At 64.1% G+C, this 22,648-nt stretch carries 26 protein-coding genes and 1 tRNA gene; 16 read left to right on the forward strand and 11 right to left on the reverse strand.

The genetic code is table 11. From position 1 onward, the window contains the following. Position 1 precedes the first annotated feature (1 nt). Entirely contained in the window at positions 2 to 631 is a 630-nt protein-coding gene (locus SE92_RS26740; protein WP_063200147.1) for a TetR/AcrR family transcriptional regulator, read from the reverse strand. An 84-nt stretch (positions 632 to 715) separates the two neighbouring features. On the opposite strand from SE92_RS26740, the gene SE92_RS26745 reads away from it, so the two are divergent. The 9 genes from SE92_RS26745 (at position 716) to SE92_RS26785 (ending at position 6,750) form a co-directional block, all read left to right on the forward strand. Next, complete coding sequence (locus SE92_RS26745) at positions 716 to 1,654, forward strand: SDR family oxidoreductase (protein WP_063200151.1); 939 nt, start codon at positions 716 to 718, stop codon at positions 1,652 to 1,654. Between the two features lie 26 nt (positions 1,655 to 1,680). After that, a complete protein-coding gene (locus SE92_RS26750; RefSeq protein WP_063203779.1) occupies positions 1,681 to 2,340 on the forward strand; it encodes an NAD-dependent epimerase/dehydratase family protein in 660 nt (219 codons plus the stop codon). An 82-nt stretch (positions 2,341 to 2,422) separates the two neighbouring features. Next, positions 2,423 to 2,872: a DUF2948 family protein gene (locus SE92_RS26755; RefSeq protein WP_063203780.1), complete on the forward strand. Its 450-nt coding sequence runs from the start codon at positions 2,423 to 2,425 to the stop codon at positions 2,870 to 2,872. A gap of 158 nt (positions 2,873 to 3,030) precedes the next feature. Beyond that, positions 3,031 to 4,326, forward strand: a complete 1,296-nt coding sequence (gene hisD, locus SE92_RS26760; protein ID WP_063200154.1) for a histidinol dehydrogenase — start codon at positions 3,031 to 3,033, stop codon at positions 4,324 to 4,326. Further along, entirely contained in the window at positions 4,323 to 4,820 is a 498-nt protein-coding gene (locus SE92_RS26765) for a UPF0262 family protein (protein ID WP_063200157.1), read from the forward strand. Before hisD ends, SE92_RS26765 begins: the two co-directional genes overlap by 4 nt. Before the next feature lie 71 nt (positions 4,821 to 4,891). Further along, complete coding sequence (locus tag SE92_RS26770) at positions 4,892 to 5,359, forward strand: arsenate-mycothiol transferase ArsC (protein WP_063200160.1); 468 nt, start codon at positions 4,892 to 4,894, stop codon at positions 5,357 to 5,359. 156 nt (positions 5,360 to 5,515) lie between these two features. Then, positions 5,516 to 6,148, forward strand: a complete 633-nt coding sequence (locus SE92_RS26775) for a Maf-like protein (protein ID WP_063200163.1) — start codon at positions 5,516 to 5,518, stop codon at positions 6,146 to 6,148. A 157-nt stretch (positions 6,149 to 6,305) separates the two neighbouring features. Continuing rightward, positions 6,306 to 6,488: a DNA gyrase inhibitor YacG gene (gene yacG, locus SE92_RS26780; protein WP_063200166.1), complete on the forward strand. Its 183-nt coding sequence runs from the start codon at positions 6,306 to 6,308 to the stop codon at positions 6,486 to 6,488. Between the two features lie 186 nt (positions 6,489 to 6,674). Further along, positions 6,675 to 6,750: transfer RNA gene (locus SE92_RS26785), tRNA-Phe, on the forward strand. Between the two features lie 72 nt (positions 6,751 to 6,822). On the opposite strand, the gene SE92_RS26790 is transcribed toward SE92_RS26785, so the two are convergent. After that, the gene (locus tag SE92_RS26790; RefSeq protein WP_063200169.1) at positions 6,823 to 7,872 is read right to left on the reverse strand and encodes a DUF4274 domain-containing protein; all 1,050 of its coding nucleotides are present in this window, start codon (positions 7,870 to 7,872) and stop codon (positions 6,823 to 6,825) included. 237 nt (positions 7,873 to 8,109) lie between these two features. Between SE92_RS26790 and SE92_RS26795 the strand changes: the two genes are divergently transcribed. Next, the gene (locus SE92_RS26795) at positions 8,110 to 9,261 is read left to right on the forward strand and encodes a hypothetical protein (RefSeq protein ID WP_063200172.1); all 1,152 of its coding nucleotides are present in this window, start codon (positions 8,110 to 8,112) and stop codon (positions 9,259 to 9,261) included. A gap of 97 nt (positions 9,262 to 9,358) precedes the next feature. On the opposite strand, the gene SE92_RS26800 is transcribed toward SE92_RS26795, so the two are convergent. From SE92_RS26800 to SE92_RS26810, 3 genes are read right to left on the reverse strand one after another with little or no spacing between them, the layout of a single operon-like run. Then, positions 9,359 to 10,576 carry an SAM-dependent methyltransferase gene (locus SE92_RS26800; RefSeq protein ID WP_063200175.1) on the reverse strand — a complete coding sequence of 406 codons (1,218 nt, stop codon included), beginning with the start codon at positions 10,574 to 10,576 and terminating at the stop codon, positions 9,359 to 9,361. 3 nt (positions 10,577 to 10,579) lie between these two features. Beyond that, positions 10,580 to 11,368: a DUF1365 domain-containing protein gene (locus tag SE92_RS26805; protein ID WP_063200178.1), complete on the reverse strand. Its 789-nt coding sequence runs from the start codon at positions 11,366 to 11,368 to the stop codon at positions 10,580 to 10,582. Between the two features lie 4 nt (positions 11,369 to 11,372). Continuing rightward, on the reverse strand, positions 11,373 to 12,686 hold the full coding sequence (locus SE92_RS26810) for an NAD(P)/FAD-dependent oxidoreductase (protein WP_063200181.1): 1,314 nt from the start codon (positions 12,684 to 12,686) through the stop codon (positions 11,373 to 11,375). Positions 12,687 to 12,845: 159 nt separating this feature from the next. Here SE92_RS26810 and SE92_RS26815 point away from each other — a divergent pair, with 159 nt between their 5' ends. Both SE92_RS26815 and SE92_RS26820 read left to right on the forward strand, forming a co-directional pair. Continuing rightward, positions 12,846 to 13,646 carry a DUF1295 domain-containing protein gene (locus tag SE92_RS26815; protein ID WP_063200183.1) on the forward strand — a complete coding sequence of 267 codons (801 nt, stop codon included), beginning with the start codon at positions 12,846 to 12,848 and terminating at the stop codon, positions 13,644 to 13,646. Positions 13,647 to 13,782: 136 nt separating this feature from the next. Continuing rightward, positions 13,783 to 14,184 carry a DUF2177 family protein gene (locus tag SE92_RS26820; protein WP_063200186.1) on the forward strand — a complete coding sequence of 134 codons (402 nt, stop codon included), beginning with the start codon at positions 13,783 to 13,785 and terminating at the stop codon, positions 14,182 to 14,184. 36 nt (positions 14,185 to 14,220) lie between these two features. On the opposite strand, the gene SE92_RS26825 is transcribed toward SE92_RS26820, so the two are convergent. From SE92_RS26825 to SE92_RS26845, 5 genes are all read right to left on the reverse strand, one after another. Continuing rightward, the gene (locus SE92_RS26825) at positions 14,221 to 14,523 is read right to left on the reverse strand and encodes a hypothetical protein (protein WP_063200189.1); all 303 of its coding nucleotides are present in this window, start codon (positions 14,521 to 14,523) and stop codon (positions 14,221 to 14,223) included. A 19-nt stretch (positions 14,524 to 14,542) separates the two neighbouring features. Next, entirely contained in the window at positions 14,543 to 15,127 is a 585-nt protein-coding gene (locus tag SE92_RS26830; protein WP_063200192.1) for an RNA polymerase sigma factor, read from the reverse strand. An 80-nt stretch (positions 15,128 to 15,207) separates the two neighbouring features. Beyond that, positions 15,208 to 15,849, reverse strand: a complete 642-nt coding sequence (locus SE92_RS26835) for a ChrR family anti-sigma-E factor (protein ID WP_063200195.1) — start codon at positions 15,847 to 15,849, stop codon at positions 15,208 to 15,210. Further along, complete coding sequence (locus SE92_RS26840) at positions 15,846 to 16,391, reverse strand: sigma-70 family RNA polymerase sigma factor (protein ID WP_063203781.1); 546 nt, start codon at positions 16,389 to 16,391, stop codon at positions 15,846 to 15,848. Before SE92_RS26840 ends, SE92_RS26835 begins: the two co-directional genes overlap by 4 nt. 261 nt (positions 16,392 to 16,652) lie before the next feature. Then, positions 16,653 to 18,449 carry a carbohydrate-binding protein gene (locus SE92_RS26845; protein WP_063200198.1) on the reverse strand — a complete coding sequence of 599 codons (1,797 nt, stop codon included), beginning with the start codon at positions 18,447 to 18,449 and terminating at the stop codon, positions 16,653 to 16,655. A 339-nt stretch (positions 18,450 to 18,788) separates the two neighbouring features. Here SE92_RS26845 and SE92_RS26850 point away from each other — a divergent pair, with 339 nt between their 5' ends. Beyond that, positions 18,789 to 19,037 (forward strand): hypothetical protein, encoded by a 249-nt coding sequence (locus SE92_RS26850; protein WP_063200201.1) that lies wholly within the window; start codon positions 18,789 to 18,791, stop codon positions 19,035 to 19,037. Positions 19,038 to 19,050: 13 nt separating this feature from the next. On the opposite strand, the gene SE92_RS26855 is transcribed toward SE92_RS26850, so the two are convergent. Continuing rightward, complete coding sequence (locus SE92_RS26855; RefSeq protein WP_063200205.1) at positions 19,051 to 20,193, reverse strand: helix-turn-helix transcriptional regulator; 1,143 nt, start codon at positions 20,191 to 20,193, stop codon at positions 19,051 to 19,053. Positions 20,194 to 20,416: 223 nt separating this feature from the next. On the opposite strand from SE92_RS26855, the gene SE92_RS26860 reads away from it, so the two are divergent. The 3 genes from SE92_RS26860 to SE92_RS26870 all read left to right on the forward strand — a co-directional run bounded on the left by SE92_RS26860 (position 20,417) and on the right by SE92_RS26870 (position 22,540). After that, positions 20,417 to 20,992 (forward strand): hypothetical protein, encoded by a 576-nt coding sequence (locus SE92_RS26860; protein WP_245324706.1) that lies wholly within the window; start codon positions 20,417 to 20,419, stop codon positions 20,990 to 20,992. Positions 20,993 to 21,156: 164 nt separating this feature from the next. Then, entirely contained in the window at positions 21,157 to 21,336 is a 180-nt protein-coding gene (locus SE92_RS26865) for a hypothetical protein (protein ID WP_038972180.1), read from the forward strand. A gap of 283 nt (positions 21,337 to 21,619) precedes the next feature. Then, the gene (locus SE92_RS26870; RefSeq protein WP_157095695.1) at positions 21,620 to 22,540 is read left to right on the forward strand and encodes a hypothetical protein; all 921 of its coding nucleotides are present in this window, start codon (positions 21,620 to 21,622) and stop codon (positions 22,538 to 22,540) included. Positions 22,541 to 22,648 lie beyond the last annotated feature (108 nt).

The following is a 22,648-nucleotide window of genomic DNA, read 5'->3' on the forward strand; positions in this document are numbered from 1 at the left end:
CTCACTTCAGGATCGCCCTGATCGCATCGAAGGTGCGCTTGACGAATGCCTCCGGCTTCTCACGCGCGCCGTCGCCGATCCAGCTCTCGCCGCCGACGCGCATCGCGCCGGTGGCGATCATGGCGACGAGCCGCGCCTTCATTTGATCCGATTTGGTTCGCCCGCGCCGGGCGAGGCCGTCGGCCAGCGCGCGTTCGAGCTTCTCATATTTGAGCTGGTCGCGGGCCTGCAGCGCGGGATTGTCGCGCTTGAGCCGCGACATCGCCGCGGTCTCCGCCGGATCGATCCGCTTGATCGCCGCCGCGATCGCGTTCTCCGCGGCCGTCAGCATGGGCTCGTCCGCAGGCCGTGCGACGATCTCGGCGGTCAACGCGCAGGCGGCGTTCTCCTGCCAGGCGGCGACCACGTCCTCCTTGGACGCGAAATAATGGAAGAAGCTGCGGCGCGACACCTCTGCCGCCGCCGCGATGTCGTCGATGGTCGTGGCCTCGAAGCCGCGCTCCAGGAACAGCGTCATCGCCGCCCGGGTCAGCCGCGCGCGGGTCTCCTGCCGCTTGCGCTGGCGCAGGCCGGTGCCGTCAGGGGATTTTCCGCCCGCGGGCAATTTCCGGGCAACCTTCGAAGCCTTCAAATTGGTTCACCTCTTGAAAAGTTGCACTCAGTGCACATTTAGACAGTCCGCGGGCCTCATTCCAGCCCGGAACGGAGATAGGGCATGACCGACTGGACCACGGCAGAGATCCCCTCTCTCGGCGGCAAGACGGCCGTCGTCACGGGAGCCACGGGCGGCCTCGGTTACGAGACGGCGATGGCGCTGGCGGGCGCCGGTGCCATTGTCATACTCACCGGACGCAGCGACGCAAAGGGCCTGCGGGCGATCGAGGGCATCTGCGAGCGGTTTCCCAATGCGCTGATCGCCTACGAGCATCTCGATCTCGCCAGCCTCGCCTCCGTCGCCGATTTCGCCAGCCGCTTTGCCGCCGGCAACGAGCAACTCGATCTCCTCGTCAACAATGCCGGCGTGATGGCGCTGCCGAAGCGGCAGCAGACCGAGGATGGCTTCGAGATGCAGTTCGGCACCAACTATCTCGGCCACTACGCCCTGACGGCGCATCTGTTGCCGCAGCTTCGCCGCGCGCGGGCGGCGCGTGTCGTCAATCTCTCGAGCCTTGCGCACCGCTCCGGCGCGATCAATTTCGACGATCTGCAGGGCAAGCATTCCTATCGCCCGTGGCGCGCCTACTGCCAGTCCAAGCTGGCGATGCTGATGTTCTCGCTCGAACTGCAGCGCCGGAGCGACGCGGCCGGCTGCGGTGTGATGAGCATTGCGGCGCATCCCGGCTTTGCGCGCACCGATCTGATCGCGAACGGGCCGGGCACCAGCTCCCTCCAGTCGCGCGTGAGCCGGTGGCTGCAGCCCTTGATCAGCCAGTCCGCCGCCGAGGGCGCGCTGCCAACGCTGTTTGCCGCGACCTCACCGGCCGCCGAGCCCGGCGGTTATTATGGCCCGAACGGATTCTACGAATTGACGGGGGCGCCGGGGCCGGCGCGGATCATGCCGCACGCACAGGACTTTGCCGTTGCCGCCATGCTGTGGGATGCTTCGGCGACATTGACCGGTGTCTCCTTCGACGAGATCGCGGTCGCAGCATGAGCCGCGAACAGGCTGGGGACGGCCCGATGCAGGTCATCATCTTCGGCGCGACCGGCATGGTCGGGCAGGGCGTCCTGCGCGAATGCCTGGTCGATCCCGGCATCGACCGTGTGCTCGTGGTCGGCCGCAGCCCGACCGGCGTGCGCAGCGCCAAGCTCGTGGAGATCATCCACGACGATTTCCTGGACTATTCGACGATCGAAGCGCAGCTAACCGGCTTCGATGCCTGCTTCTTCTGCCTCGGCGTCTCCTCGATCGGCATGAGCGAAGAGCGCTACCGCCACCTCACCTATGACCTGACGCTTGCGGCGGCGACGACGCTGGCACGACTCAATCCGCAAATGACGTTCACATACGTCACCGGGGCCGGCACCGATTCCACCGAGCAAGGTTCGCGGATGTGGGCGCGGATCAAGGGCAAGACCGAGAACGATCTGCTCAAGCTGCCGTTCAGGGCCGCCTACATGTTCCGGCCCGGCGCGATCCAGCCCCTGCATGGGGCCCGTTCCAAGACCGCCTGGGTGCAGGCGGTCTATACCGCAACCCGGCCGCTCTGGTCGGTGCTGCGCCGGCTCTCGCCGCGGCTCGTCACCTCGACCGAGCAGATCGGCCGCGCCATGATCCGCGTCGCCCGGGAGGGGTATCCGCGGAAGGTGCTGGAAATGGAGGATATCAATAGCCTCTGACCCGCCGACCCGCTAATTTGGACGGAAATTTCGCGGCCTGTGCGCGTTGAGCCCGGTCCACTCCGAAGGAGAAGCGTCGGCGATGCCGCCCCAGCTCAAACTGATCGCACTCGACGCCGACGATCTCGCCGTGATCTCGACTCATGTCCAGGACGCCCATGTCCAGGCTTCCGACATCCTCTGGCGACAAAGCGAAAAGCGGCTCGTGGTCGGGATGAGCCGGCTGGACTGGGAGCAGACGCTGGAGGGCGAGGCCGAGCCGCGCCGGCTGGTCGCAGCGCTCCGCTTCGACCGCGTGCTCGCCTGCAAGTCGCGCAACATCGACATGGCTGCTCCCGAGAAGGTCCTGGACCTCGTCGGCATCGAATTTCACCCGAGGGACGGGCGCAACGAGGAGCCTGCCGGCAGCGCCCTGCTGTTGTTCGCCCACGGCGGGGCCATCCGGCTCGACGTCGAATGCCTGGAATGTGAGCTGACGGACCTCGGGGCGGATGCACTGGGAACGGGGCTGGAGACCGAGGGGGAGGTGTGAGGTTGCCGGTATACCAGCCGCACCGCCTCGCCCCCTGCGCCAGGACAGTGCCTTGCGAGGGTTGACGTCGCTCCCCCGCCGCGCCATTGAGCAGGGGACTTGGTGCGCCAATCCGCCCCAAAGACCAGCCAGAAGCCAAGCCAGACATTAAGCCAGACATGCCCGTTCGCCTCGACCGCAGCAGCGCCGATTTTGACCAGCGATTCGCGGCCTTCCTCGCCGCCAAACGCGAGGTCTCGGCCGACGTCGAGGCCGCCGCACGCGCGATCGTCGACGATGTCGCGAAGCGCGGGGACGCGGCGCTGCTCGAGGCCACCGCAAAGTTCGACCGTTTGACGCTGGATGCATCCAACCTTCGCGTCACCGCCGCCGAGATCGAGGCCGCCACGAAGGCCTGCGAGTCTGCGACGCTGGATGCGCTCAAGCTTGCGCGCGACCGCATCGAGACCTATCACCGCCGCCAGCTGCCGCAGGACGAGCGCTTCACCGACGCGCTCGGCGTCGAGCTCGGCTGGCGTTACACCGCGATCGAATCGGCCGGCCTTTACGTGCCCGGCGGCACCGCGGCCTATCCGTCCTCGGTGCTGATGAACGCCGTGCCCGCAAGGGTCGCCGGCGTCTCGCGCCTGGTGATGGTGGTGCCGTCGCCCGACGGCAAGCTCAATCCGCTGGTGCTGGCGGCCGCGCATCTCGGCGGCGTCACGGAAGTTTACCGCGTTGGCGGCGCGCAGGCCGTGGCCGCGCTGGCGCATGGCACCGCGACCATCGCGCCGGTCGCGAAGATCGTCGGCCCCGGCAACGCCTATGTCGCCGCCGCCAAGCGGCTGGTGTTCGGCAAGGTCGGCATCGACATGATCGCCGGCCCGTCTGAAGTGCTGGTGATCGCCGACGACACCGGCAATGCCGACTGGATCGCCGCCGATCTCCTCGCTCAGGCCGAGCACGATGCCAGCGCCCAGTCGATCCTGATCACCGACTCGGCGCGGCTTGCCGCCGATGTCGAAAAAGCGGTCGAGGCGCAGTTGAAGACGCTGCCGCGCGCCGCGATAGCAAGCGCGTCCTGGGCCGATTTTGGCGCCATCATCATGGTGAAGAACTTAGGCGACGCCATCCCGCTCGCGGACGCCATCGCCGCCGAGCATCTCGAGATCATGACCGTCGATCCCGATGCGCTGGCTGCGAAGATCCGCAACGCCGGCGCGGTGTTCCTCGGGCCGCATACGCCGGAGGCGATCGGCGATTATGTCGGTGGCTCCAACCACGTGCTGCCGACGGCGCGCTCGGCGCGATTCTCCTCGGGCCTGTCGGTGCACGATTTCATCAAACGCACCTCGATCCTGAAATGTGGCCCGGATCAGCTGCGTGCGCTGGGTCCGGCCGCGATGACGCTCGGCAAGGCGGAGGGGTTAGATGCCCATTCGCGCTCGATTGGATTGCGCCTCAATCTGTCATGACAACGCCGCCCGAACAGGACGACTCGCAGAATCGCATCGTCGGCGTCACGCTCGACGAAGAATCGATCGGCCGTTCCGGGCCCGACATCGAGCATGAGCGCGCGATCGCGATCTACGATCTGATCGAGCAGAACCTGTTCGCGCCCGATGGCGCCGAGGGCAAGGGCCCGTTCACGCTGCATATCGGCATCACCGGCAACCGGCTGATGTTCGACATCCGCCGCGAGGATGGCACGCCCGTCGTCGCGCATCTGTTGTCGCTGACGCCGTTCCGGCGGATCGTGAAAGACTACTTCATGATCTGCGACAGCTATTACCAGGCGATCCGCACCGCGACCCCCGACAAGATCGAGGCCATCGACATGGGTCGCCGCGGCATCCATGACGAGGGATCGCGCACGCTACAGGAGCGGCTGAAGGGCAAGGTGCGGGTCGACTTCGAGACCTCGCGCCGGCTGTTCACGCTCATAACCGTCCTGCACTGGAAGGGTTAGGGCATGGCCCGGAAAAGTGTGCAGCGGTTTTCCGACAAGGCCATGCCCTCTACCAAAAGGGCGTAGCCGCGATGGCGGCGCCGCCACGCGCACGCGATCCGCAATCGGTGCTGTTCGCCTGTGCGATGAACAGCGTGCGCTCGCCTATGGCCGAGAGCCTGCTGCAGCACATGTTTCCGCAGGGCCTCTACGTGAAGTCGGCCGGCGCCCGGCGCGGCGAGCTCGATCCCTTCGCGGTCGCCGTGATGGCCGAGCTCGGCCAGGACATCTCCGCCCACAAGCCGCAGACCTTCGAGGAGCTGGAGGACTGGGAGGGGCTGAATTTCGACCTCATCATCACGCTCTCGCCCGAGGCGCACCACAAGGCGCTGGAGCTGACGCGAACGCTCGCGGCCGACGTCGAATACTGGCCGACGCAGGATCCCACCACCATCGAGGGCAGCCGCGACCAGAAGCTGGCGGCCTATCGCGACGTCTGCGACCAGCTGCTGATGCGCATCCGCAAGCGGTTTGCGAAGGTCGGCGCGGCAAGCGGGTAAGCATTCGGTACCCGTAACACCCGCGTCACAGACCGCAGGCACAGCCATGTCGGAAACCTCGAATCAGCAAAGTCCGGGTTCCCGGGTTGTGAAATCAGCCCCCTTCCGATAGGTTCCGCGCGCAATTCACCCCTGCCTCATCTCCCAAATCACCTGATGCTTGGCCGCCCCAAATTCGTACTTGCCTCCGGTTCGCCGCGGCGCCTGTCGCTGCTCAACCAGGCCGGCATCGAGCCGGACGCACTCCGGCCGGCCGACGTCGACGAGACGCCGAAGCGGGGCGAGCTGCCGCGCGCCTGCGCCAATCGGCTGGCGCGGGCCAAGGCCGATGCGGCGCTGAAATCGGTACAGCTCGACGACGAGCTGCGTGGTGCCTTCATCCTCGCCGCCGACACGGTGGTCGCGGTCGGCCGCCGCATCCTGCCCAAGGCCAATCTCGTGGACGAAGCCGCGCAGTGCCTGCGCCTGCTGTCGGGTCGCAACCACCGCGTCTACACCGCGATCACGCTGGTGACGCCGCGTGAGGCCTTCCGCCAGCGCCTGGTCGAGACCCGCGTCCGCTTCAAGCGCCTCTCGGAAGACGACATCCAGGCCTATATCGGCTCCGGCGAATGGCGCGGCAAAGCCGGCGGCTATGCTGTGCAGGGCATCGCCGGCTCCTTCGTGGTGAAGATGGTGGGGTCCTACACCAACGTGGTCGGCCTGCCGCTCTACGAGACCACCACGCTGCTCGGCGGCGAGGGTTTCCCGATCCGCTTCGGCTGGCTCAACGCCACCACCGCGGTGTGAGCCGGCAAGCCGCAGCCGAACAAAAATCGCGAAAACAACCCCATGCACCGTAGATCGCCCCTTGAAGGGATTGCAGAATTTTGAGCGCTGGGGAGCCGCGCGAGGCGGCCGGAGCAACCCCATCCCATCGCCCGCATGAGGGTGGTAGAAGCCTGCCATGGACGACCAGATCAAAAAAACCGCCGGCCCTCTCAAAACCTGTCCGATCTGCGGCAAATCGCAGGCGGAGGCCACCCGTCCGTTCTGCTCCTCGCGCTGCCGCGACGTCGATCTGAACCGATGGCTGAAGGGCAGCTATGTCATCCCCGGCCGCGACGATGACGTGGATGACGTGGAATAATTAAACGATATCAATTGTTTGCTTAGGCCGGCGACGCGTCCCGCGCGAACCCAGCCCAGCCCGCTATAGCTTGTGCACAGCCGGGCCGCGCCCGGCGAAGCCACTTGGCGAAGCCGGGTGGACAGGCCGCCCCTAGCCCACTATAAACCGCCCGCTCGATGGGCTTTGGCCCCTCTCTTGGAGCACGCCCAGGTAGCTCAGTTGGTAGAGCATGCGACTGAAAATCGCAGTGTCGGTGGTTCGATTCCGCCCCTGGGCACCACGCTTCGGTTATGCGTAGCGTAGCCACGCTCATCCCCCAGCGAACGCGTGAAGGTCGCCGCCTCGGTAGTGACTACGTATCGCAGCAGCGCGGAAAGTCCTTGCCGCATTCAGGCGGGCGCTGTCGCTTCCACACGTTGAAGCCCAGCCTCAAATGGAAATGCTCATAGACATAGGGCGAGTCCGCTAGTCGCCCGCCGAACTTTCGCGCCGCGGGGCCTGGTACCTCGAACGGAAGCGGACGGCCTTCGGCCTGCCGCTGGGCCGCGAGCTCATCGTAGTAGGTCATGTCGGATGGTTGGAGCGAGTGCTGCAACTGATTTTGCCGGTAAAGTCCGCGTTGCCAATTGTCGGCCACGCACTTCATGAGATGCCATTTGCGGCGCGAGCCCGGGCTGAGCTTTTCAGGATCGGAGTCGGCGAGCCCGATCGCTGCGGTGAAGAAGTATTGCGCTGCCGTGCCCAGGTCGCAGCTCGGCTGGTCCAGAATCCACTCGATCACGTCGTCGCGCTGCATGCTGTTGTAGTCCCAACCCTCGACAATGATGTGCCAGGTGTCGGGAGTCTGAAGCTTGATCCAGGGCAGGAAATCCTCAGGCCCGGTACTGATCGCGGCATGTGGACAGGGCCAATATTGCGAGAGGAGCATCTCGTCAGGCGCGGCGGCTGCGCGTCTGGCCTCTTCCTGTTTGGCGGCGACCGCCTCGGCGGCATGAACGGCATGGCGCCGCTGCCGCATGCGCTTCACCGTGGCGGCATCCTGTCCCTGCAGCAGCCAGTCGACCTGCGCTTCGTTCTCGGGGGATCGAGGCGTGAAGTAGACCAGTAGAGCCGCATCGAGGCGGATGATGGCGGCCGGCGGCAGCACGTCGATCGTGTCGCAAATCGAACCGACCGTCATGTCGCGCATCTTCCTGCGCGCGGCGCGGGCTTCCAGTTCGACATCGGCCAGGAAGTAGTCCCATGACAGGCCCTGGAACACACCGGCCCCGCCGGCATGGCACACGGCATGCATCATGATGCGATTGCGCGTGGAGTCGCGATAGCGCGCGATCTTGCTGCCGTCGGCCAGCTCGCTGGCGAGATCACGCAGGGTTTCGTCGACAATAGCATCGGTTGACATGCCGGCCTCCTACAACCTGGAAGTCTAGGCGCGAACCGTTGAGCGAGTCTGAAACCGGCGGCGTCGGTTCGATCTGTGCCCTTCATAAATTGGAAATGAATCGCGTCCAGGTCGCCATCCTGATGCGTCGCATTGCCCCAAACTCAATTGCGATCGCCGCAAGCGCTCGTGTTATAGTCCCAACTTTCGGTCGACCCTGCGCTTTTCATCACGTTTGGATTGAGGAAGGGAAACGCCATGGACGAGGTCTTGATCAACACGACCACAGCCGGCGATCAAAGCCAGCCCAGCGTGTGCGGCCTTCAGGGCACCCAATTCGTCGTGGTGTGGGAAGACCACAGCGACAATACGATCAAGGGCCAGATGTTCGGTGCGGGCGGTGCCAAGAGCAGCGACCAAATCCTGATCAACCTGCCGACGCCGCCGGGACCGCGGCGGCAGCTTCCCGTGGCCGTGGAGTACGGATCGGGCTTCGTCGTGGCCTGGAACGAGCAGGCGGCCGGCAGCGCCGCGACGGCGCCGACCCAGCTCAAGCTTCGCATCTTCGATGCCGATACGCTGTCGGGACCGGAAATCCAGGTCTCGACGTCGCCGGTCGAGCCTTTGATCCGGCCCGCCCTGGCGCGCCTGCAGGACGGAAACTTCATCGTCGTCTGGGCGGACAAGCGGGCCGACCAGCGCATCCGCGCGCAACGTTTCGGCGCCGACGGAAGCAGGATCGGCGCCGAGTTTCGCGCCAACACCACCCCTGGGCTGCACAAGGTCCCGATGGTGGCGTGCCTGACCAATGGCGACGTCGTCATCGCATGGCGGGCGCGGATCACGGGTCCCCTGCATATCCGCTATCAGCTCTTCAACGCGAAGGGAGCGGTGGGCAGCGAGCACATCACGCCGGCGACCACCACCGCGGCAGCCATGGCCGCGATCGACGGCGGCCAGTTCGTCATCGCGCATCTGAACGATTTCGGCGAAGACGCCACGGCGAGTACCCTGATCGTCGTGGAAGCGGATGTGTACAAGGCCGACGGCTCGCCCGCCAATCTCCATCTCGTCTCGACCAGCGAGCAACGCATCCAGGCGACCTGGCCGACGCTCTCGCCGCTCTCGGGCGGACGCTTCCTGATCGGCTGGGTCCAGCTCAACGTCGACCAGCCCGCCACCACCAACGTGAAGGCGCGGGTTTTCTCGACCAAGGGTCCGCTGGGCCAGGTCGTCCAGTTCAACACGTCCACCGGCCACAATCGCTTCAGCCTCGCGGCTGTCGCGGCTTCAGGCCCAGCCGAGGAAGTGGCCTTCGCGGTCTGGACCGACGACACCCAGAGCGGCAAGGACACTGCCGGACGGGCGATACGCGGACGTCCGCTGACGGTGCCCGCGGCGGGGTTTTAGGACCATCGAGATCGCGTCTGCTTCAATCGCCAAACAGCTTCCGCGTCATTCAGGGCTCTGATGGTAACCCGCCGCGTTGCCCAGCGGCGCGCACATCTCACCCCTGCCGCGCAAACACGAAGTGCCCGACGTCGATCTTCCCGGCCCGAAAGCCCGCCTCGCAGTAGCACAGATAATATTCCCACATCCGGCGGAAGGGCTCGTCGAATCCGAGCGAGGTCAGGTCGATCCAGGCCCGGCTGAAATTGTCGCGCCAGAGCGAGATCGTCCTGGCGTAGTCCTGCCCGAACATGCGCTCGCGGATGACGGGCAACTCGAAGCGTTTGCCGAGCGAGTGCAGAATGCTGGCCGAGGGCAGCATGCCGCCCGGGAAGATGTATCTCTGGATGAAGTCGACGCGCTGCCGGTAGCTGCTGAAGAGCTCGTCGTGAACCGTGATGGCCTGGATGCCGGCAAGTCCGCCGGGCTTGAGGCGCTGCTTCAGCTGAGTGAAATAAGCCGGCCAGAATTGCTCGCCGACCGCCTCGATCATCTCGATGGAGGCGATGCGGTCGAAGCGGCCGTCCTGGTCGCGGTAATCCTGCAAGCGGATCTCGACCTTCTCGGCGAGCCCGGCCTTGTGGATCCGGTGACGTGCAAAATCGTGCTGTTCCTTGCTGATGGTGAGGGCCAACACCTTGGCGCCGTAAGTCTTGGCGGCGAATTCGGCGAAGCCGCCCCAACCGCATCCGATCTCGAGCACGCTCTGACCCGGCTGCAAATCGATCGCCTTCGCCAGCTGCTCGTATTTGTGCCGTTGCGCGGAGGGAAGGTCGGTCGTCTGTGGCGAGAACAGGGCCGACGAGTAGGTCATGCTGGAATCGAGCCACGCAGAGAAGAACTCGTTTCCGAGATCGTAATGCTGGTGGATGTTGTGCCGCGATCCCTCCCTGGTGTTGCGGCGCAGGCGATGGAGCCCTCGCCGGCAGAGGCGAACCAGCATGTTTCCGGCGAAAGCACTGTCGACCAGATCCTCGTTGAGACAGAACACGTACAGAAGCTGAGCGAGATCGGGCGTGGTCCAATCGCCTCGGATATAGGCCTCGGCCATGCCGATATCACCGCCGATGACCAGGCTGCGCGCGAACCTGTAGTTCTTCAGCTCGATCGAGGCCGCCGGACCTGGAAGCTGACCGCGCAACGTCACCATCCTCTGGTCGGGAAGGCGCACATGGAGGGTGCCGCACCGGAGTTGCGACGCGAGGCGGAGAGCCAGGCGGGCAAAGAACGGGACGCCATTAAATTGAACGGCGGGATGGGTGGCTGCCAGGTCCATGGTTCAGATCTCGCGTTGTTTCAAACGAGGCACGTACGGAACACCTTTCAGCCAGAGCCGCATCGCTTCCCAGTGAATGGCCGCGATCACCTTGAAGGTCAGGAAGGGCAGGCTGAACATCGCCGCCAACAGGGAGCGGCTCGTCAGGGCACGACGTCGTCCGCAGAATGCTGCCGCAAACATCGCGCCCTGCGCGCTGCTCTGCAGGATCCTGACTTTCACATCCTGCCGGGGTGGAGAAACGCTGAAGCGGTAATGCGTTTCCATCTCCATGAAGGGTGAAACGTAGAATGCCTTCGCCTGGCTTTGGCGTATGGACGAGCTCGCGCCGTCCTGTTGCACCGGCAGGACGTAGGAATGCATCTCGCCAAAGGTGTTGCGGACTTCGTAGATCATCAGCGCGACATTGCCGGACGCGCCATAGCAGAAGTAGACCGAGAGCGGATTGAACACGTAACCGAAGACCCTGGGATAGCAGAGCAGGAGTATGCGGCCTCCGGACAGGTCGATGCCGTGGTCGGCTGCGAGCTGTCGGGCGTGTTCGCTGAGGCCTGCGCCTCTGCCGTCGCCATGATCGCGCTCGTGAAAGCTGAAAGGTGCCGCTCGATTGATGCCGAACAGCCATGACTGGCGATCCGCTTCCTTCAGCCGGTCGAGGTCGATCAGCAGGCTCATCACGCGGTAGGTGAACCTGTGCTGCACAGGGCGCCAGCGCGCGTGCATCACCTTTCCCCAATAGAGCGCGGCGGGCGCCGTCGCATTCTCGGTTTCGGCTGGTGTGGCTCGGACCATCGCCTTACTCGGCAGCCTCGGCCAGGGCCGGATCCGGTTGACGCCAAGGAAGTTCGACGCCGAGCGCCTCGGCAACGGAAATGCCGGCCTGCAGGCCATCCTCGTGAAAGCCGTAGCCGGTCCAGGCGCCACAGAACCAGGTTCGACGGCGCCCTTGAATCGCGGGCAGCTTTCGCTGCGCCGCGAATGCAGCCATGTCATATTGCGGATGGGCGAAGGTGAATTTGCCGAACGTCAGATCGGCCGCCGGCTCGAACGGAGGGTTGAGGCTGACGAACAATGGCTTGCGCTCGTCGATGCCCTGCAGCCGATTCATCCAATAAGTGACCGCGACGTCGTTCAGGGCAGCCGTTTGCCGCGGCCAGCGCAGGAAGTTCCAGGAGGCCCAGGCCTGACGGCGCCGGGGCATGAGACCGGGATCGCGGTGCAAATAGATGGTGTTCGGGGCATATCCGATCGCTCCCAGGATGGAACGCTCCTGGGCGTCGGCATCCGACAACGCCGCCAAGGCCTGGTCGCTGTGACAAGCCATCACCACGGCATCGTAACTCTCGACGCCGCCATGACTGTCGCGGACGGTCACGCCATGCCCCGTTCGGTCGATCGATGTTACCGCGCAGCCTAGCCGAATGTTGTGCCTGAACGAAGCGGTCAGCTTGTCGACATAGCGCCGGCTGCCGCCCTCCACGGTGCGCCAGCGCGGCCGATCGAGGTGCAGGAGGCGGTGATTGTCGAAGAAGGCGACGAAGTTCTCCGCCGGAAACGACAGGATGTCGTCGGACGAGGACGACCAGATGGCGGCTCCCATTGGACCGAGATAGTCTGAGAACAGGCGGGGCCCGAATGATCGCCGGTTCAAATACTCGCCGAGCGTCAGGTCGTGCAGCTTGCCGGCGCGCAGATCCGCCACGCTCTGCTTGTTGAACTGCGCGACCTCGGCCAGCATGCGGAAATAGGACGGCGATACCAGGTTGCGGGGTTGCGCGAACAGGCCGCAGACCGTCTGCAGGGCGCTCTCGCCGCCACCGCGCCATTCGAATCGACCGTGATCTGCAGACAGGGCGAAACTCATGCAAGTCTCGAGGGTCTTCACACCGAGATGCGCGAACAGCGACGTCAAGTGCGGGTAGTTGGTCTCGTTGAACACGATGAAACCGACATCGACATCGATGGGCTCGCCGTCATAGTCGACGCGAACGGTGTGGCTATGCCCGCCCGGCTGCAGCTCGCGCTCGTAAACGGTGACTGCGTAACGTCTCGACAGGAGCCACGCGGCGGCATTGCCGGCAATTCCCGTCCCGATCACGGCCAAACGCATGCTTTTCGCCCCCACTGCGGTACCGCTCGTTACGGCCCTCGAAGCAACCATCAGGAAACGTTCGGGAAGGGCGCCCGGATCACTTCGCCCGAGCCGAGCGTTGGCGACGAAACCGCAGCGCGGACATGACGTATAGACAGGGGCAATTAGGGTGAGGGCATGATCCTTCCGTACATTCAGGCGATCGGCTGCATGGCGCTGGCCTTCTGTCTCTTGATGGGACTGGCCTGGGTCGTCCAGCAGCGCACGGGCAATTCCGGCTGGGTCGACGCGATCTGGTCCTATTCGTGCGGTCTCGTCGGTGCGGCCGGTGCCTTGTGGCCGCTTGACAGCGCCCTGCCGGCTCGCCAGGGGCTCGTCGCGGGGCTTGTGCTGCTCTGGTCGGTCAGGCTCGGCACGCACATCGCGCGTCGTTCTGCAGCGGGGATCGACGATCCCAGATATGCGAATTATGCGCGCGAATGGGGCGCGGAGGCCCCGCGCCGGATGTTCTTCTTCCTGCAATCACAGGCGCTGGTCTCGTTGCCGCTCCCCTTCGCCGTGTTCCTCGCGGCGCACGTGCCGGCGCCGGAACTGCGGCTGCAGGACTACATCGGCCTCGTCATCATCCTGATCGCTGTCGCAGGCGAAGGCCTGGCGGACCGGCAGCTGCGGCGCTTCAAACACGACCCGTCAAGCAAGGGACAGGTCTGCGATGTCAGTCTGTGGCGCTGGTCGCGCCATCCGAACTATTTCTTCGAATGGCTGGGGTGGCTGGCCTATCCGGTCATCGCGCTCGCGCCCTTCTATGCCTGGGGGTGGGCCAGCCTGGCGGCACCGGCGATCATGTATTGGATCCTGGTCCACGTGAGCGGGATCCCGCCGCTCGAGGAGCAGATGCTGCGATCTCGCGGCGAGCGCTATCGCGCGTATCAGGCGCGCACCAGCGCCTTCTTCCCCTGGCCTCCGCGACGGACCTGAGCGCGCGCCTCGTGCTTCGAGACGACCGTTTCGCGGCATCGCAAGCGAACCGCTTGAAGTGATCCGCCATAGCCTGTCGAGCGTTAAACTCACGGGCGGCCGATGAGCCGGATGCAGAGCGACGAGACGCACGGACATGAATCTTTTCTTGACCTATCTTGCTGTGGCCGTGACCTTCGTTGCGATCGACATGGTCTGGCTGACGATCATGGTCGACAGGCTTTATCGGCCGGTGCTGGGCGACATGTTGCGAACCCAGCCCAACCTGCCGGCCGCGGCGGTATTCTACCTGTTGTATCCTCTCGGCCTGATCTGGTTTGCCGTACTGCCGGCGCAGCAAGATGGCGGCGCGCTACGCGCCTTCACGTCCGGCTTGCTGCTCGGCTGCTTTACCTACGCGACCTACGATCTGACCAACCAGGCGACGCTGCGAAACTGGTCGACCGGGCTGACCGTTGCGGACGTGTGCTGGGGATCGTGTCTCGCCGGCGTCAGCGCCTGGATCGGATTTCTCGTCGCTCAAAAGCTGTCGCATTGAGCGCGCGCGCGACCGCGCCGTCCAGCACCAGACGCGTCAGGTCTGCTTCTGTCTTCCAAGCAGCTCGAATGTATCTCTAGTGTCCGCGATCTTGTCGGACAAGGACTTGAAGGCCTCGTGAGCCTGAAGCTTCGAGTCCTCGTTGAGCAGGAGGCTCGCGAGTTCGACCAGTTGATCGCCCATGCGCTCCATCATTGCGAGCAATCGATCGACGCCGGCTGCAGGCTCGTCGGCCACGATGTGTTCGACTTCTCTCACGATCGCTTCGAGCCTTGCAGTCGCGGAGGCAAGCCGCTGCTCGCGCCCACGCTCGGGAAATTCGATGATCTCTGCGTTCATGTACGCGCTCTCGTCGGCGTCAGGCTGCGGCCGCTACGCTGAGGCAATCCTTGCGCACCGCCAAAATCGTCCGGTGCAGCCAGGTCTTGATGGTGCCGACCGGCACATTGAAGCGCCGTGACAGACTCGCGCGGCTCTCGCCTTCGAGATAGGCGAGTGCGACCAGCCTGCGGCGATCTTCCGGCAAGCGGGCCAATGCTCCCAGGGCAATCGGTTCGGCGCTGGCGTAGTCGAAATCCTCGACCGGCGATGGCCCGGCCGCTGCCGGGACGGCGAGCGCCTCGTCCAGTTCGACACTGGGCTGCCGCCTGGTCCGCAGTTGATCGATCGCCGTGTTCCGGACGATCGCCGACATCCAGGTCATGGCCGACGCCCGACCGGAATCGAACCGGGCGGCGTTGCGCCAGATCTTCAAGAAGCTGTCCTGCAGGATGTCATCGACGTCGTGCGGCGCGGCGCCAACCGCCAGCGCAATCCTGCGCAGCCTGCCGCGTGTGAGCGTGTGAAGCTCTGCGAAGGCGCGCGTCTCGCCAGCGGAAACGCGTGCCAGCAGTCCGTTCAGCATCTCGCTCTGCGCCTGATTGGCCAGGCTTGAACAGGCCATGTCCTGTCTCCCTTGCGTCTCCTTACGAAACGCTGCGGGCGCGGGCCCGGATCACCCGACGGGAGCAGGACGAAGCGGAATCAGAGTCGCACGAACGGCCCGATCAGGCGACCGAGGAGACCGTTCATGCGCAGGTCGCCGGTCATCGCGACGAGGCAGAGGCAAGGGCCTTCGTCGCCGACGATGGGACGATGATCGACCTCGTCGTCGCCATAGTCGAAATCCCCGGGGCCGAAGCGCCCGCCCTCATGGCTGAAACTGCCCTCGAGCACGAGCGTCAGCTCGGTGCCGGTGTGGGTGTGCTCGAGCATGCGCGAGCCCGGCGCCGACCGAAGCAGGAAGGCGCGCGACTTGCCCGAACTCGAGAGCTCGATCGGCCGCAGGCTGAGACCGGGCGCGACCCGCCGTCGCTTGCCGATGCGGTATTTTCGCAAGGCCGGCGGAACGTCATCATCCATGCCCGACACCAGGGAGGGCGCAGCTGTCTCCCTCGGAGCCTCTTGAATGCGCGACATCACGCGGTCGAACGCATCCGGCGCGATCGACACCGGTTCGACCTCTTCCAGCGCGGCGCCTGCGAGCTGCTCGATGGCCTGCACGAAGCGGGTGCAGCGCGGGCAGCCGGCGACATGTACCCCGACCACCAGCTGATGGGCTTCTTCCAGTTTGCCGGCCGCGAAATCGGCCAGAAGATCTTCCGGCGGATGATGGCTGATCGTCATGCTTCTTCGTCCAAAATGTCGCGCAGCCGGTTCATCGCCAGCCTGATCCGTGACTTGACCGTGCCAAGCGGAATTCCCAGCGCGCTCGCGATTTCGGGATGCGGCCTCTCCTCGATGAACGACAGCCGCACCACCGTGGATTGCTCTGCGGAGAGTTGCTTGAGGGCCGACGCGATCCGCGCCGCATCCTGCCCGCGCGAAATCAGGATATCGGCCGGCTCGGCCTGATCCGGTGCATCGGGCAGCTCGGGACCGGTTTCCAGGCGGTCCGTCCGCGCCCTGCGGCGGAACAAGTCGATCCGCAGATTGCGCGCGATGGTGAAAATCCAGGCCGGCGCGCCGGCGGTGGCGGGATCGAACTGGTGCGCCTTCCGCCACACGGCGATCATCGTGCTCTGGGCGATCTCTTCCGACTCGTCAGGGCTGCACCCGGCTTTGAGCATCAGGCCCTTGATGCGGGGCGCGAAATGCTCAAACAGCCGCTTGAAAGCCTCCCGGTCGCCGTCAGAGGCGACGCGTCCGATCAAATCAGCCCAGTCCACCGTTGCTTTCGGCCCTTTGCTCACACCAATCGACAGCCGCGCCGTCACCCTCCGGGGTAAACCGGCCTCGGCCCGGATTGGCATCTTCAAAGCCCGGATAGCAGCGTTCATAGCGCCTCGACAAGCGACCTCTCGGACTGACAACGACCGGGGCCGGCCGCCGGATCACCTCGGGAGGCGCTTTGCTGCGAGTTCCGGAAGGCCGGCCAGCCGCCCTATCCGCCGTCGGCCGTTAACCTTCGCGCAGGGCGCGACAATGCTCTAGAGCTGAGCTCCCTGACTCACCATGAACTGATAGACGTCGGGCGCAATCGCGTTGTTCATCAGGATTTTCAGGGATGTGTTGCCGTTCGAATCCCTTGCGTTGATGTCGGCTCCCTTCGCGATCAGGCGTTTGACGATCTCTTGTCCCTCCTGTTGTCGAAGGTTGATGCCGAACTGCGGGGACGAGATCATGAAGGGCAATACGCCAGGCGATACCTTCGCGACGCGATCGATGATCTTCTGGAAAGCTTCTTTCGCCCCGGGCCGATCCTGATAGAGCAACAGGAAATAGTCGAAGAAGGGGATGCTCGCCGAGATGTTGCGGTACGCCTGGATAATGTCGTAGGTCGCGGACGCGGTCGTTCCGTTCGAACGCAGCTCGAAACATCCGATACCCTTCTTCAAGACCATCAATGGCGAATTTTGACGCTCGTTGAATTTCGCGGGCTCGAGGAACTCGAGGGGGACGCCTTGCGCTTCGGTCAAGGCCGCGACTTCGACGTTCACGTCGGCGTTTCGATCCAACAAGCTATTCACGGCTGCGTAGCGTTGAGCGAGCACCGAGGAGGCCAGCGAGGGCAGGCCTATGCAGTTGGGTGCATCGAATCGATTGGAATATTTGGCGCTGAGAGGGTTGGTCGGCGGAAACTTGTCCGGCAACATTGCCACGATGGATCGGAGGTTGGCGTCCGAGAATGCCATTTCTTTTTCGGGTTCGGCACCGAGGATGCCGCCAATGGACGTGCTGTCGGCAGTTCGCCAGGAAAATGCATTCAATGCATGCGTGACGGGCGAGTAGGGTAGTAGAACGGTCCTCGCTCCTGCCCGCCGCAACGGGCGATAATCGCGACCAAAAAGCTTGGTGGGCTCGCCGGACACGTAAACCGGAATGGTCTGCCAGACCAGCGGCGTGGATTGGAAATTTGGACCGACGGTCTTGAAAAAGAAGCCAACCGTCGTGGTCGGCGTCGACTTATTCCAGAACGATCCCGCTGCAAAAAAAGGACCAGTGTTTCGTTCAGGGCAATCGATCAGGGCTCTGTAGGAAAGATCGAGCGCGCGAGTGCTCGGGACAGTCACGGAGACGGACGCGATTTGCTGCTCGTTATTTTGACAGAACGCTTCGTAGGCCAGCTTGTCCAGCGGGTCGCTGATTGACGGCGGTTCAGGAAGGGCGGTGGCAGTGTTCGCCGAAGCTCCGGGAGAGGGCGGCGTCGAAGACTCGGCGCGCTGCGGTGCTGGGCTGGTTCCTGCTGAGCTTTGCGGAGGAGGGTTGACGGGGGCGGACGCCGTGCCTCCCGAATTGGAGGACGGCGTCAACGCAAGCTCGATCGCGCTGATATGAGGAAACATGGCCGCGCGATCCAGCACGAGCGTGGTAAGTCCCTCAGTGAGATCGATCTGACCGACGCTTGCCCATTTCTGGCAAGAGAACTCCCAGCAACCGGTTCGCTCCGTGAGAGCCTCGCCACTTACGATCCGCTTATCGACGATGACCTTGATTGGCCTGGGGTCGGCGGCCGCGTATCTGATGCGAACGGCATATCGGCCATCCCTGGGAATGTTGACCAGGTATTCGGCCCTGTTCGGACCATCGGTGTTTCCGCCGTTGACGTTGTTGACCAAAACCGGTCCCCATTGCGCGGACCCGGCTTTGGCGCCGACCAAGTTCGCGGCGCGGATCGCTTCGATCTTGACGACAGTGGGATCTGCGGCGGGCTGTTGGGCCGTAGCTTCTGCACAAGCAAACAACAAGGGAAACAGCGATATCGTCTTCAGAATGCGTAGATTCATAAATTCACCTTGGCTGTCCGTGCGGACGTGTCGTTGCAGACGTCAAACGCGTTGAGGTTACGAAATGCGGGGGCTGGCGCTCCCGAGAGCAGAAACAAATTCAGTTTCCCCCTGCAGTAGTCCAATCGCTGGGCGGTGTGAGTCCAGTTAAGACGAGTGGTAGAGAAAAATGCTCGTCTAACTAGTTTCATCTTTTTTTCCGCGAAGTAAAGCAATCGCGGCAACTTCATCCCCCGACCTCAGCATCATTCCGCGCCTGCCCTGCCTGGCACTCCGCTTGCTCAGTCAACGCCAAATCCAGGCCTCAGCAGGGAGGCCCGTTTCAGGTTGAGGCAAGCGATGCAAGATATGTCCCGTTCTGGTGCTGCCGGCGAACTCCGGCTCGATGCGTTGATCGCCGATTTATGGTGGCGCGTTCGGCTCTTGAATACCGATATTCTCGAGGTGGAGGCCAAAGCCGGGGTGTTCGACGTGCAGCAGCCGACCTATCCGCTGCTGGCCGTTAACCTTCGCGCGCGGCGCGACAATCTGGTCTCCACGATCGGCATGCTCGAAGAGCGTGCGAAATCGGTGGCGGAAGCGGCTTGACAGCGGTCGGCGCCTAAACCGGAAACGTCAGCGATCTCGCCAGCCTGACCAGGTCGACCTGGCGCCGGCATCCCGTCTTTTGGAAGACGTGAACGAGATGGCTCTTCACGGTGCTGACGGCGACCCCGAGCGATTGCGAGATCGCGTCGCGGGTCTGACCTTCGCAGATGAGCTCGAAAATGCGAATCTCGGCTGGCGTCAGATCATAGAGCTGGCTCAGGGCATCGTGAGGCAATCGCGGCGGTCCGGCGGCCGAGGCCACGAACAGGGCTGCGGCGGCTCTCTGGATCAAGCCGGATCGCGTCGGGCTGCGCCGCAGCGGCAGGACGTGGATGACGAGAGGGTCACCCCCCGGGCGAGGGATCGGGATGCCGATGCCCTTTTGGCCGAGCGTCGCCTCGTCCTTTGCCGCCTGCGCGACGGCCGATTGCAATGTGGTGGTGGTTGCCGCTGACTGGACCGCGATCCGGCCATGCCGCATCAGAATCGGATCTTGAGCTTCGAGCATCGCGGTGGCCGCCGCATTGCTGTGAACGATTTTCGACTCTTCGTCCGCCAGCACGACGCCGACCTTCAGGGCCTCCACCGTGGCGGCGAAGGTGGTGGCTTCCACCGTCTTCATGTCGAACAGATTGCTGATCGTCACGGCGCGGCGGATGTGAGGTGCCAGAAGGCGGAGCCCGGCGATTTGCCCGTCGTCGACCGGGCCCGCCGATTCGTGTTGGCTGAAGATCGCATTCCCAACCATCGCCTTGTCGCGAACGAGGCCGACGGCGACGGCATCGAACAGGCCCTTGGGCAGGGCCCATTCGCGATAATAGCGGTTGCCCGAGATGACGGCCTGCGGGACCGCCTGCGATTGAACGATCGGCTCTCCGAGCGGATATTGCTGGATGCGGGCCGCGCCGCCCCAGAGCTCGATGATATCAGGCCCGTAACCGATCGCGTTCTGTGTCATCACGGCGAGATCGGATCCGGAGACCGCGTTGACGACGGCCTTCATGTTGGTGAGGCTGGCGACCGAGAGCGCGCCGGTGGCGAAGCCCAGTTCGGCGCAGATCTCGTCCAGAACTCCGGTCCATCGCTCGGGCGTAATCACACAGTCATAAATCGAGCCAATGAGGTCTGAAAACGTCTCGACCGAAGCCTGCTGCATTCCGGACTGCTCACTTGAAGATCACTGACGTTACGCAAAAGCCGCACTGGGAACGGCGTGATTCCCGCTAACGGCAGGAGACGCAGCCCATTGCGTTTTAGCATTGCGATTCCACCGCGCAAACGGATCGCCGAACACAAATGCTCCAGTGCGGGCGACTAAAAAATCGGCAGACGGGGCGCCGATCGCGCGCCGAAAATCTGACGGGTTGCGGGATGCAAGGATGCAACTTGATTGGGCGTGGGATATCGTTGCTCCGGGGATGGAATTGACTGTCTCCCTTTGGAAGGAAATTGCCATGATGTCGTCATCACGCTTCGTTCCGCGCTGCGCCGTCGCCATCCCGTCGATTGCCTTACTGCTGTGCGGCCTAGGCGGCACGGCGAAATCGCAACCGACACCTGCTGATACCCAGCTCCCCGGCATCACGGTGGAGGCGCCGAAACTGATGGCGAGACCACACAGATCGACGCATCGTGCAACTGCCCGCAGCACCAGGGTCGTCGCAACCTCGCCAACCACGGCATCGGCGGCCCCGAACTCGGATGTCGCGAAGCTGGCCCAGCTCGCCGCCAAGACGAATAACTGTGTCGGCGGCTGCCAATCGAGCTTCAGGACGGGCAACCAGCCTTGGGTCGGCTGCAGCGCCACGGGCGGCGTGTACTCGGCAACATGCCGCAACGTCGGCAACTACAAGAGCTACGACGAGTGCAAGGAAGCAGGGCGCATCACCGGCTGGCGATCGGGCGAGACCTCGGCCTATTGCAGTAGCGTGGCGCTCGCGGCGGGCTGGCGCTGACGCCGCCGCGATCACTCTCGTGTCTCTCCTTCGATCGAACGAGGCGCGGTTGCCAAGCGGGGCGATGACCATCACGTGACCGGAGGCACATATCTTTCGCGCCGGTCAATCTAGCTTTGCGTCAGGTGGTTCGCAGTGATCCACCAAGGCAAAGGACAAGACTCATGCGCAATACCATCCTCGTGGCTTTCGCGGCGATCACCCTGGCGAGCGCGGTGACGCCCGCGAGCGCGCTGACCATCGTGCGCGATCATCGCGATCCGCCCATCGTGCGCGACCATCGCAACCAGACCATCGTCCGCGACCACCGCACTCAGCCCGAGGTCCGCGATCATCGCCACTAAGAGTCCCCGCCGCGGAGCCGAACCGACATGGTTCGGCTCCGTCTCGCATGGTGCGGCGGGAGCATGCTGCGGCCGGCTGACGCAGGGTTCGAGCAATCCCGCCGCGCTGTCTCGCAATTCAAGAATCGATTCACCAAAGTGAGCTGATCGGCAATTTCGCGGATTGCGTCACCCCGACTGTAGCCGTTAGTCTGCGAGTGCTGATTCGGCTTCACGTCCTGAGGTTGATCAGCCGCGCGACAACTGGCATGAGGCCAGCCCCCCGCTTGTGACCCGGCAATGATTGGCGGACGTCCAGGTCATGGATTTAGGAGGGCATATGGTTGCCATCAATTCCGTCGGCGCGACAGCGCTCACCCTGCTGAAAGCAAGCCCCACCGCGAGCACTGAATCCGAAGCTGCCGGAGCCGGCCCGGTTCCGCATGTCAATGCCGCCTCGTCGCGCCGCTTTGCGCCCGGGGTCGTCGATGCTCTCGCCCGGATCGGAGACCTCGCCAAGCAACTCGATGCGATCAAGCATGGCTCGGCGGACAGCGCCGCCGGGAAGGCATCGGCGGAAGAGGCGACGGCGCTGGTGCGATCCTGGGTGAAATCCGGGAAGTTCGGGGACGCTGCCAGCGGGCATGACGATGCCTCGCTCAAGCAAATGGCCCGCGACCATCAACTCCCCACTCTGCCGGCCCTCACGGCCGAGCAGGAGAAATCCCTCAGTACCGCGGAGCTGCGTGTCTACGTCGAAGCCAAATGGTGGCAAAGCTATTACGAACAGCAACCGGCGACGCTCGAGGACGCCAAGAAGCAGTTCGTTCAAATGACGTTGTCGGGATTTCCCGATGCGATCAAGGCACAAAAGGCGGCAATCGCCGCTGGCGCCTATAGTGCCGATCAGATGGCCAATGTCACCGCGCAAGTCGCGTCCATGGAAGCGCAGCTCAGCGCCGCCCGCAGCGGCAAGATCAAGATCGAAGCCATGGACCCCTCATTCTACACGATGAGCACCGATAGCTTTCAGGTCGTGCGCGATGCTTCGGGACTCATTATCGGCAGCGCGTCGAACGGCGACGCAATCGGTCCGGCAAGCTTGACCGAGCAGGGCCGCGATCATTACGGCGTCAGCGCGGGGAGCTGGTACTACAAGGGGCAGGGCCAATTCGGCACCAGCGACTATCTCGGCGCCTATGTGATTTCGTGGGAAGACGCCTGAGTCCGGCGAAATCCTCGTAGACCGTAAGCGGATCGGCAGAGCAGATCGGCAGGTCGCGGCACATGCCGGTCGCTCCGACGAAGTCCAATGGCGACCTCCAGCTGAAGG

Source organism: Bradyrhizobium sp. AT1 (assembly GCF_001590795.1).
Classification (GTDB): domain Bacteria; phylum Pseudomonadota; class Alphaproteobacteria; order Rhizobiales; family Xanthobacteraceae; genus Bradyrhizobium.

What these genes read in the sequence shown, in the direction of transcription:
- SE92_RS26845 (WP_063200198.1), bottom strand. Translation starts at nt 18,449, where the DNA reads ATGAATCTACGCATTCTGAAGACGATATCGCTGTTTCCCTTGTTGTTT.
- SE92_RS26865 (WP_038972180.1), top strand. Translation starts at nt 21,157, where the DNA reads ATGCGCAATACCATCCTCGTGGCTTTCGCGGCGATCACCCTGGCGAGC.
- SE92_RS26820 (WP_063200186.1), top strand. Translation starts at nt 13,783, where the DNA reads ATGAATCTTTTCTTGACCTATCTTGCTGTGGCCGTGACCTTCGTTGCG.
- SE92_RS26835 (WP_063200195.1), bottom strand. Translation starts at nt 15,849, where the DNA reads ATGACGATCAGCCATCATCCGCCGGAAGATCTTCTGGCCGATTTCGCG.
- SE92_RS26815 (WP_063200183.1), top strand. Translation starts at nt 12,846, where the DNA reads ATGATCCTTCCGTACATTCAGGCGATCGGCTGCATGGCGCTGGCCTTC.
- SE92_RS26800 (WP_063200175.1), bottom strand. Translation starts at nt 10,576, where the DNA reads ATGGACCTGGCAGCCACCCATCCCGCCGTTCAATTTAATGGCGTCCCG.
- SE92_RS26745 (WP_063200151.1), top strand. Translation starts at nt 716, where the DNA reads ATGACCGACTGGACCACGGCAGAGATCCCCTCTCTCGGCGGCAAGACG.
- SE92_RS26750 (WP_063203779.1), top strand. Translation starts at nt 1,681, where the DNA reads ATGCAGGTCATCATCTTCGGCGCGACCGGCATGGTCGGGCAGGGCGTC.
- SE92_RS26765 (WP_063200157.1), top strand. Translation starts at nt 4,323, where the DNA reads ATGACAACGCCGCCCGAACAGGACGACTCGCAGAATCGCATCGTCGGC.
- SE92_RS26810 (WP_063200181.1), bottom strand. Translation starts at nt 12,686, where the DNA reads ATGCGTTTGGCCGTGATCGGGACGGGAATTGCCGGCAATGCCGCCGCG.
- SE92_RS26855 (WP_063200205.1), bottom strand. Translation starts at nt 20,193, where the DNA reads ATGCAGCAGGCTTCGGTCGAGACGTTTTCAGACCTCATTGGCTCGATT.
- SE92_RS26775 (WP_063200163.1), top strand. Translation starts at nt 5,516, where the DNA reads ATGCTTGGCCGCCCCAAATTCGTACTTGCCTCCGGTTCGCCGCGGCGC.
- SE92_RS26830 (WP_063200192.1), bottom strand. Translation starts at nt 15,127, where the DNA reads ATGGCCTGTTCAAGCCTGGCCAATCAGGCGCAGAGCGAGATGCTGAAC.
- hisD (WP_063200154.1), top strand. Translation starts at nt 3,031, where the DNA reads ATGCCCGTTCGCCTCGACCGCAGCAGCGCCGATTTTGACCAGCGATTC.
- SE92_RS26770 (WP_063200160.1), top strand. Translation starts at nt 4,892, where the DNA reads ATGGCGGCGCCGCCACGCGCACGCGATCCGCAATCGGTGCTGTTCGCC.
- SE92_RS26790 (WP_063200169.1), bottom strand. Translation starts at nt 7,872, where the DNA reads ATGTCAACCGATGCTATTGTCGACGAAACCCTGCGTGATCTCGCCAGC.
- SE92_RS26825 (WP_063200189.1), bottom strand. Translation starts at nt 14,523, where the DNA reads ATGAACGCAGAGATCATCGAATTTCCCGAGCGTGGGCGCGAGCAGCGG.
- SE92_RS26795 (WP_063200172.1), top strand. Translation starts at nt 8,110, where the DNA reads ATGGACGAGGTCTTGATCAACACGACCACAGCCGGCGATCAAAGCCAG.
- SE92_RS26805 (WP_063200178.1), bottom strand. Translation starts at nt 11,368, where the DNA reads ATGGTCCGAGCCACACCAGCCGAAACCGAGAATGCGACGGCGCCCGCC.
- yacG (WP_063200166.1), top strand. Translation starts at nt 6,306, where the DNA reads ATGGACGACCAGATCAAAAAAACCGCCGGCCCTCTCAAAACCTGTCCG.
- SE92_RS26850 (WP_063200201.1), top strand. Translation starts at nt 18,789, where the DNA reads ATGCAAGATATGTCCCGTTCTGGTGCTGCCGGCGAACTCCGGCTCGAT.
- SE92_RS26755 (WP_063203780.1), top strand. Translation starts at nt 2,423, where the DNA reads ATGCCGCCCCAGCTCAAACTGATCGCACTCGACGCCGACGATCTCGCC.
- SE92_RS26860 (WP_245324706.1), top strand. Translation starts at nt 20,417, where the DNA reads ATGCAACTTGATTGGGCGTGGGATATCGTTGCTCCGGGGATGGAATTG.